This window comes from Citrobacter sp. wls718, from assembly GCF_005280945.1.
GTDB classification, from domain to species: domain Bacteria; phylum Pseudomonadota; class Gammaproteobacteria; order Enterobacterales; family Enterobacteriaceae; genus Citrobacter; species Citrobacter gillenii.
The window spans coordinates 45210-54564 of record NZ_SZWV01000117.1 but is presented as its reverse complement, the minus strand read 5'-3'; the positions used below and the strand labels follow the sequence as shown (position 1 = coordinate 54564).

Here is a 9355-nt window from a genome sequence, read left to right as displayed (position 1 = left end):
CCACATGATGTGGGGGTTTTTTTTGCCCAAAATTTGACACTTTCTTATTGCCTGACTGTTTTAGTTCATCCGTTATACTAGCGGCATATCCTGATGGGAGTGCTTATGAATCAAACTTATGGGCGGCTGGTGAGCCGGGCGGCTATCGCGGCGACCGTGATGGCTTCGCTGTTACTTTTGATCAAAATTTTTGCGTGGTGGTACACCGGATCGGTGAGTATTCTGGCTGCACTGGTGGACTCTTTGGTCGATATTGCCGCGTCGTTAACCAATTTGCTGGTGGTGCGCTATTCCTTACAACCAGCCGATGATGAACACACGTTCGGGCACGGGAAAGCAGAATCGCTGGCGGCGCTGGCGCAAAGTATGTTTATTTCTGGCTCGGCGCTGTTCTTATTTTTGACCGGCATTCAGCATCTTGTTCAACCGACGCCGATGAAAGATCCGGGCGTCGGGGTAATCGTCACCGTCATTGCGTTAATTTGTACTATCATACTGGTCACGTTTCAGCGTTGGGTCGTTAAGCGTACGCAAAGTCAGGCCGTTCGGGCAGATATGCTTCATTATCAGTCTGATGTTATGATGAACGGCGCTATTCTCGTCGCGCTTGGTCTGGCCTGGTACGGTTGGCATCGTGCGGATGCCTTGTTTGCGCTCGGGATTGGCATCTATATTCTATATAGCGCATTGCGTATGGGCTACGAGGCGGTGCAATCCTTGCTGGATCGCGCCTTGCCCGATGAAGAACGTCAGGAAATTATTGATATAGTGACGTCATGGCCAGGAGTCAGCGGCGCTCACGATCTTCGCACGCGGCAGTCAGGGCCGACCCGCTTTATTCAGATTCATTTGGAAATGGAAGATAATCTGCCGCTCGTTCAGGCGCATTTAGTGGCTGAACAGGTTGAGCAGGCGATTTTGCGGCGTTTCCCGGGATCGGATGTGATTATTCATCAGGATCCCTGTTCAGTCGTACCCAAGGAAGGCAAGATGTTTGAGCTTTCATAATTCGTTGTAAAAAAGTGAGCAGGGCCAGCATTTTGTGTATAAATTACCACCGTTTGGCCTGACCTGAATCAATTCAGCAGGAAGTGATTGTTATACTATCTGCATATTCGTTGGATCGTTTCGATATGCGGAATCGACTTCCGGCAGCAGATTTCATTTTGCATTCCAAAGTTCAGAGGTAGTCATGATTAAGAAAATCGGTGTGTTGACAAGCGGCGGTGATGCGCCGGGCATGAACGCAGCAATCCGTGGTGTTGTACGTGCAGCGTTGACGGAAGGACTGGAAGTCATGGGGATCCATGATGGCTACCTGGGTTTGTATGAAGACCGTATGGTTCAGCTCGACCGTTATAGCGTGTCCGACATGATCAACCGTGGCGGTACTTTCCTCGGTTCTGCTCGCTTCCCGGAATTCCGCGACGAAAACGTGCGCGCTGTGGCTATCGAAAACCTGAAGAAGCGTGGGATTGACGCCCTGGTTGTTATCGGTGGTGACGGTTCCTACTTGGGTGCAAAACGTCTGACTGAAATGGGTTTCCCGTGCATTGGCCTGCCGGGTACTATCGACAACGATATTAAAGGCACCGACTACACTATCGGCTACTTCACCGCACTGGGTACCGTGGTAGAAGCGATTGACCGTCTGCGTGACACCTCCTCTTCTCACCAGCGTATCTCCATCGTTGAAGTGATGGGGCGCTACTGTGGTGACCTGACTCTGGCGGCAGCAATTGCCGGTGGCTGCGAATTCGTCGTCGTTCCGGAAGTTGAATTCAGCCGTGACGATCTGGTCGCTGAAATCAAAGCTGGCATCGCCAAAGGTAAGAAACACGCGATTGTGGCGATCACCGAGCACATGTGTGACGTTGATGAACTGGCGCATTACATCGAGAAAGAAACCGGACGCGAAACGCGCTCAACCGTACTGGGTCACATCCAGCGTGGTGGTTCCCCGGTGCCTTACGACCGTATTCTGGCATCCCGTATGGGGGCGTATGCCATTGATCTGCTGCTTGAAGGTCATGGCGGTCGCTGCGTCGGTATTCAGAACGAACAGTTGGTTCACCACGACATCATCGACGCTATCGAGAATATGAAGCGTCCGTTCAAAGGTGACTGGCTGGACTGCGCGAAAAGATTGTACTGATTGCAATTGCCGGATGGCGGCTTGCGCCTTATCCGGCCTACATGAGCAAATCGTAGGCCTGATAAGCGTAGCGCCATCAGGCAAAAAACCGACTCCATATATTCTCCCACGTTATAGCAAATCTTTTTTTATTCTTTAAAGTTTGGATCGCTTTCTGGCACGCTCTGCTCATCACAACATTAAATAAGAGAGTTGGGCGATGAACAAATGGGGCGTAGGGTTAACATTATTGCTGGCATCGACCAGCGTTCTGGCAAAGGATATTCAGTTACTTAACGTATCGTACGATCCAACGCGTGAGCTGTACGAACAGTACAACAAAGCCTTCGCGGCGCACTGGAAACAGGAAACGGGCGATAACGTGGTGATCCGCCAGTCACATGGTGGCTCCGGTAAACAGGCAACCTCAGTTATCAACGGTATCGAAGCCGATGTGGTTACCCTGGCGTTGGCCTATGACGTGGACGCCATTGCTGAGCGTGGCCGTATCGATAAAAACTGGATTAAACGCCTGCCGGACAACTCTGCACCTTACACCTCCACCATCGTCTTCCTGGTGCGCAAAGGCAATCCAAAGCAGATTCATGACTGGAACGATCTGGTTAAACCGGGTGTGTCAGTCATTACGCCAAACCCGAAAAGCTCCGGCGGGGCACGCTGGAACTATCTGGCGGCATGGGGTTACGCCCTGCACCACAACAACAACGATCAGGCCAAAGCTCAGGACTTCGTCAAAGCTCTGTTTAAAAACGTGGAAGTGCTGGATTCCGGCGCGCGCGGCTCTACCAATACCTTTGTTGAACGCGGAATTGGCGATGTGCTGATCGCGTGGGAAAACGAAGCGCTGCTGGCGACGAACGAACTGGGTAAAGACAAGTTTGAGATCGTCACGCCAAGCGAATCTATTCTCGCAGAACCGACCGTGTCTATTGTCGACAAAGTGGTAGAAAAGAAAGACAGTAAAGTAGTGGCCGAAGCCTACCTGAAGTATCTCTATTCTCCGCAAGGTCAGGAAATTGCGGCGAAAAACTATTACCGCCCGCGTGATGCTGACGTGGCGAAGAAATACGAAAATGCCTTTCCGAAGCTGAAGTTGTTCACCATCGACGACGAGTTTGGTGGCTGGACCAAAGCGCAGAAAGAGCACTTCTCTAACGGCGGTACGTTTGACCAAATCAGTAAACGCTAACGCAGATGTGTTTGCAGGCCCGGTGGCATAACGCGACCGGGCTTTTTTATTTGTCATCATTTTACGTTACGCTTACCCTTCAATGGGATACAGGAAACGCGTAATGAAAAAAGCAGGCTATTTTTTACTGGTGGTGATGATTATCGCTGCCGCTGCGGGCATAGGTTACTGGAAACTCAACGGTAACCCGGATGCATTACGCCAGATTGTTCTTGAGCAATGCCTGCCGAACCAGCTGCAACGGCATAACCCTGCGCCGTGTGCGGAGGTGAAACCGGATGCCGGGTATGTGGTGTTCAAAGACCGTAACGGCCCTCTGCAATACTTATTGATGCCCACTTACCGCATTAACGGCACGGAAAGCCCGCTGCTGTTGCAATCAGGCACGCCGAATTTTTTCTGGCTCGCCTGGCAAGCGCGCGGTTTTATGAGCCAAAAATACGGCCAGGAAATTCCTGATAAAGCGGTATCACTCACGATCAACTCGCCGTCTGGCCGCACGCAAAACCATTTCCACATTCATATCTCTTGCCTGCGTCCTGACGTTAGAACGCAACTGGATGACAATCTGGCGAAAATCAGCACCCGCTGGCTGCCTTTGCCGGGGGGATTACGTGGGCACGAGTATCTGGCGCGCCGTGTGACGGAAAACGAACTGGCACAGCGCAGCCCGTTTATGATGCTGGCAGAAGAGGTGCCGGATGCGCGTGATCATATGGGGCGCTATGCGCTGGCGATGGTGCGTCAGAGTGATGAGTCCTTTGTCCTGCTGGCGACTCAGCGCGATCTGCTGTCGCTGAATCTCGCCTCCGCCGAGGAAATTCAGGATCATCAGTGCCAGATCCTGCGGTAACCCCACCTAATCTGGCGTTTACTCTCTGTGCCTGTCCCCGTATTCTTGTTGAAAAAAACAACAGGAGACAGGCATGTCGCTCTGGCTTACGCACCCTCTGTTTATCCCTTCTCTGGTGGTTGGCATCACCATTCTGCTCTGGGCTACGTCGCTGTTACCGGAGTTCATTACGGCGCTGATATTCTTCTCTGTCGCAATGGTGGCGAAAATCGCCCCACCGGAGGTGATTTTTGGCGGCTTTGCTTCGTCGGCGTTCTGGCTGGTTTTCAGCGGTTTCGTGTTGGGCATCGCGATACGTAAAACGGGACTGGCGGACAGGGCGGCGCGGGCGTTGTCGTCCCGGCTGACCGATTCCTGGCCGTTAATGGTCGCAAGCGTGGTGCTGCTGAGCTATGCGCTGGCGTTTGTGATGCCGTCCAATATGGGGCGTATTGCGCTGCTGATGCCGATTGTCGCGGCGATGGCGAAACGCGCTGGCATTGTCGACGGTACCCGTGCCTGGTACGGTCTGGCGTTAGCCGTGGGTTTTGGGACGTTCCAGCTTTCCGCTACCATCCTACCCGCCAACGTACCGAATCTGGTGATGAGCGGCGCAACGGAAGGTTCTTACGGTATCCATCTGAATTATCTACCCTATTTATTGCTGCATACGCCGGTCCTCGGGTGGTTAAAAGGCGCGCTGCTGGTTGGACTGATCTGCTGGCTGTTCCCCGGCAAGCCCCATGCCCCTATGGATGTGACGCCACCTGCGCCGATGAGTCGCGATGAAAAACGGCTGGCCTGGATGTTAGCGGTGGTGTTGCTGATGTGGGTCAGCGAAAGCTGGCACGGTATTGGTCCGGCCTGGACTGGGCTGGCGGCGGCAATCATTACGCTGTTGCCACGGGTAGGCTTTATTAACGGGGACGAGTTTTCCAGCGGGGTGAACATCCGCACCTGTATTTACGTGGCGGGGATCCTGGGGCTGGCGATCACCGTGACGCAAACCGGCATCGGTAGCGCGGTGGGGGAGGCGTTGCTACACGTGATGCCGCTGGACGCGGATAAACCCTTTACCAGCTTTCTGGCGTTAACCGGTATTACCACGGCGCTCAATTTTATTATGACCGCCAACGGCGTTCCGGCGCTGTATACCACGCTGGCACAGAGCTTTGCCGATGCGACCGGGTTTCCGCTGCTGTCGGTGATTATGATTCAGGTGCTGGGCTATTCCACTCCGTTGCTGCCGTATCAGGCATCGCCAATTGTGGTGGCGATGGCGCTAGGCAAAGTGCCTGCACGGGCAGGAATGCTGCTGTGCATTACGCTGGCTATGGCAACGTACCTGGTTCTGCTGCCGCTGGATTATCTGTGGTTTAGCGTACTGGGGAAGCTATAACGTCTTGTAATCGTAAAAATTTATGTATTGAGAAGGTGAATCGCATTCTGCATGTCGATACCGGGTAATATCGATGTGCATACTTGCGTGCTGGAAACTCAAGGATTGTCTCATGGACAGATTGACCCCTATACGCTGTTGGCCTGCCATTATCTCGATCGTGATTACCCTGACTATCTGGTTTGTTATCCCTTGCCCTCCTGACGTTACCCCCGAAGCGTGGCATCTGCTGGCGCTGTTTATTGGCACTATCGCGGCCATCATTGGCAAAGCCATGCCTATTGGCGCTATCGCGATTGTCGCGATTATGCTGGTGGCAATGACCGGCGTCACTCACCCTGGTAAACCGACTGCGGCGCTGAGTGATGCGCTGAGCGGTTTCTCTAACCAACTGATCTGGTTGATCGGTATCTCTATCATGCTGTCGCAAAGCCTGTTGAAAACGGGGCTGGGCGCGCGCATTGGCTATGGGTTTATTGCCCTGTTTGGCAAACGGACGCTGGGTATTGCCTGGGCGTTAACCCTGGCGGAAACGCTGATAGCCCCCGTAACCCCAAGCAATACCGCGCGCGGTGGTGGGATTATTCACCCGGTCATGCGGGCGATTGCCGAAAGCCTCGGGTCTCAGCCGGGAGATAAGGAAAACGGTTCTACCGGCCGCTATCTGGCGCTGGTGAACTACAACATTAACCCGATTACCTCGGCGATGTTTATTACTGCGACCGCGCCTAACCCACTGATTGTCAGCTTTTTGACCAAAGGGACGGATGGGGTACTGAATATGACCTGGGGAATGTGGGCCATCGCTGCGCTTCTGCCTGCGGTCGTCTCACTGATCGTGATGCCCATTATTATCTGGTGGCTCTACCCGCCGGCCATTACCCGCACGCCGAACGCGCCGCAGTTCGCCCGGCAAAAGCTCGATGCGCTTGGCCCGCTTGCGCTGGCAGAGAAAATCACCCTCGCGGTTTTCGTTTTGCTGCTCTGCCTGTGGGCGGGTGTTCCTGCGATGATTATGGGCAGTGCCTGGACCGTCAACCCCACCAGCGCGGCGTTAATCGGCTTATCAATTTTGTTAGTGACCGGGGTACTCAGCTGGGATGATATTCTCAAATGCCGTGGGGCATGGGATACGATAGTCTGGTTTGCTGCGCTGGTAATGATGGCGGACTTCCTGAGCAAACTGGGCCTGGTCGGCTGGCTGGCGACCAGCGTCGGAAGTGCCATCGATCATCTCGGCGTTCACTGGAGTATCGCCACACTGCTGCTGGTTCTGCTTTACGTCTATTCGCACTACTTTTTTGCCAGCACTACCGCGCATATTACGGCGATGTTCGCGGCGTTCTTCGCGGCGGGATTAGGTCTCGGTGCGCCTCCGGCGCTGCTTGGCCTGATGCTGGGATTCTCATCCTCGTTGATGATGTCGCTCACGCACTACGGCACAGGTACTGCGCCCATCATTTTTGGCTCGGGTTACGTTACGCTGGCTGAGTGGTGGAAAACAGGGCTGGTGATGAGTGTGGCCAACCTGACTATCTGGGGGGTAACGGGTGCCTTCTGGTGGCACTGGCTGGGATATTGGTAACGCGGAGATGACAAGGGGGGCAATGCCCCCCTTACAACAACTTAAGCCTGTTTAGCGGCTTCAGCTGCCTTAACGATCACGGCGAAGGCGTCGGCTTTCAGAGAAGCACCACCCACCAGCGCGCCGTCGATGTCCGGCTGCGCGAACAATTCTGCCGCGTTAGCTGCGTTTACGGAACCGCCGTACTGGATGATAACTTGTTCAGCGATTTTTGCGTCAGCTTTAGCAATATGGTCACGGATGAATTTGTGAACAGCCTGAGCCTGTGCCGGAGTTGCAGATTTGCCGGTACCGATAGCCCATACAGGTTCGTAAGCGATAACCACGCCTTCGAATGCTTCTGCGCCCTGAGTCTTCAGTACTGCGTCGATCTGACGTGCGCACACTTCTTCAGTTTTGCCCGCTTCGTTTTCTGCTTCGGTTTCACCGATGCACAGAACCGGCGTCAGACCCTGCTCTTTCAGCACGGCGAATTTTTTAGCGATCAGTTCGTCAGACTCTTTGTGGTAAGTACGACGCTCAGAGTGACCGATAATGATGTATTTCGCGCCGATATCTTTCAGCATTTCAGCGCTGGTTTCACCGGTGAATGCGCCAGACAGGTTCAGGTCAACGTTCTGCGCGCCCAGGATGATGTGGCTACCGGCAGCGGCGTGGTTCGCCAGGTCGATATACATTTCCGGTGGAGCGATTGCTACTGCACAGCCAGCAACGCCAGCCAGTTCTTTACGCAGGTTAGCAACCAGTTCGTTTACCATGTGGCGGCTGCCGTTCAGTTTCCAGTTACCCATCACTAAAGGATGTCGCATTTCATTTCTCCACGCTTGTCAGCGAATTAAGGAAGATGGCCGCCCGTCAGGGCAGCATGGTCTGTGAAACAGTATAGAGATTGATCATCATGAAGGCTTTGCTTTTTGTCATTTATTCGACCCTTCGAGATTTTCAGATAGCGCCAGCTTAATCGGTTCAACAGCGAAGGTCAGCCCTTTTTCGCCGTTATCTGCCAGGACATAGCGAATTGCACCCTCGGTTTCTGCGTAGTAATGCTTACTTTTGCCTGCGGTGAGCAATTTTTGCAGTTTTTTCTGACTTTGTTCTTTGGTCAGTAAGGGGGCTACGGTGCGGATGACGGCACTCATGTACTCCAGCGCTTTGGCTTTGGCTGCCTTTTGTTCCGGCCCCTGGATCGGCAGCCAGGTTATCTGCATGCTTTTAATTTTCAATGTCCCGCGCTCAAGGGCTGATGACGCATACAGGTTTTCATTGATTTTACTGGCTGCTCGGGTGAGATTTGCCTTATCGCGGCTGCTGTCGATGGCGCGGAATTCATTTAATGCAAGCTTCGGATTCTGCGTATTAAAGTTTTCACGAAATTGGCTGATCGACAGATCAAACGTCGGCGCGCCCGCCAGCAGATAGGGGGCAGTGGTTGCCGTCGAGGGCGCTTCCGCCCGAGCCACAGGGCTTGCGGACAGGGCTGAAAACAATAATAAAAACAGAGTAAATCCTTGCTTCATCAATCGTACCTTTCATTATGACTGACCACGATTAAAACGATATACTCGTCGTCTTTCAAGTGGCAGGTGCGTTAGCTGCGTTCATTCACCCGAATCACTTACTTGAGTAAGCTCATCGGGACGCATTCACTTGCCGCCTTCCCACCACTCGAAATCCATAGAGCAAAACCGTCGGGCTTGTCAAAAGGGTAAGCTGTTCTTGAAGGTAATAATAAAGGAACTTACATGACCATACAGCAGTGGTTATTCTCAATTAAAGGGCGTATTGGACGCCGTGATTTCTGGATTTGGGTCGGCCTCTGGATTGTCGGTATGCTGGTTCTGTTCTCGCTGGCGAGTAAAAAACTTCTCGATATTCAGACAGCGGCTTTTTGCCTGGTGTGCTTGTTATGGCCGACAGCGGCGGTGACGGTAAAACGCCTGCATGACCGGGGACGCTCTGGCGCATGGGCGCTATTGATGATTCTGGCGTGGATGCTGCTGGCAGGAAATTGGACGATGTTACCCAGCCTCTTGCCGTGGGTCGTCGGACGCTTTGTCCCCACGTTGATTCTGGTCGGCATGCTGATTGACCTGGGCGCGTTTGTTGGCACCCAGGGCGAGAATAAGTTTGGTAAGGATACGCAGGACGTGAAGTACAAAGCGTGAATACCATGCCAGATGGCGAAAGTGTCACCC

9 protein-coding genes are annotated in these 9355 nt (G+C 53.3%); 7 read left to right on the top strand and 2 right to left on the bottom strand.

From position 1 onward, the window contains the following. Positions 1-105 precede the first annotated feature (105 nt). The 6 genes from fieF (at position 106) to FDW95_RS22555 (ending at position 7160) form a co-directional block, all read left to right on the top strand. Complete coding sequence (gene fieF / locus FDW95_RS22580) at positions 106-1008, top strand: CDF family cation-efflux transporter FieF (RefSeq protein ID WP_096758832.1); 903 nt, start codon at positions 106-108, stop codon at positions 1006-1008. 184 nt (positions 1009-1192) lie between these two features. Further along, the gene (gene pfkA, locus FDW95_RS22575) at positions 1193-2155 is read left to right on the top strand and encodes a 6-phosphofructokinase (RefSeq protein WP_096758831.1); all 963 of its coding nucleotides are present in this window, start codon (positions 1193-1195) and stop codon (positions 2153-2155) included. Between the two features lie 199 nt (positions 2156-2354). Continuing rightward, on the top strand, positions 2355-3344 hold the full coding sequence (gene sbp / locus FDW95_RS22570) for a sulfate/thiosulfate ABC transporter substrate-binding protein Sbp (protein ID WP_096758830.1): 990 nt from the start codon (positions 2355-2357) through the stop codon (positions 3342-3344). 103 nt (positions 3345-3447) lie between these two features. Then, entirely contained in the window at positions 3448-4197 is a 750-nt protein-coding gene (locus FDW95_RS22565) for a CDP-diacylglycerol diphosphatase (RefSeq protein ID WP_115259767.1), read from the top strand. Positions 4198-4270: 73 nt separating this feature from the next. Further along, on the top strand, positions 4271-5575 hold the full coding sequence (locus tag FDW95_RS22560; protein ID WP_115259766.1) for an SLC13 family permease: 1305 nt from the start codon (positions 4271-4273) through the stop codon (positions 5573-5575). Between the two features lie 112 nt (positions 5576-5687). Beyond that, a complete protein-coding gene (locus FDW95_RS22555) occupies positions 5688-7160 on the top strand; it encodes a DASS family sodium-coupled anion symporter (RefSeq protein ID WP_096758827.1) in 1473 nt (490 codons plus the stop codon). 41 nt (positions 7161-7201) lie between these two features. Here the strand turns inward: FDW95_RS22555 and tpiA are convergent, their stop codons facing one another. Continuing rightward, positions 7202-7969 carry a triose-phosphate isomerase gene (tpiA, locus tag FDW95_RS22550; RefSeq protein WP_096758826.1) on the bottom strand — a complete coding sequence of 256 codons (768 nt, stop codon included), beginning with the start codon at positions 7967-7969 and terminating at the stop codon, positions 7202-7204. 108 nt (positions 7970-8077) lie between these two features. Then, positions 8078-8677 (bottom strand): DUF1454 family protein, encoded by a 600-nt coding sequence (locus FDW95_RS22545; protein WP_115259765.1) that lies wholly within the window; start codon positions 8675-8677, stop codon positions 8078-8080. Between the two features lie 225 nt (positions 8678-8902). Here FDW95_RS22545 and FDW95_RS22540 point away from each other — a divergent pair, with 225 nt between their 5' ends. After that, entirely contained in the window at positions 8903-9325 is a 423-nt protein-coding gene (locus FDW95_RS22540) for a DUF805 domain-containing protein (protein ID WP_115259764.1), read from the top strand. The last annotated feature ends 30 nt before the right edge of the window (positions 9326-9355 follow it).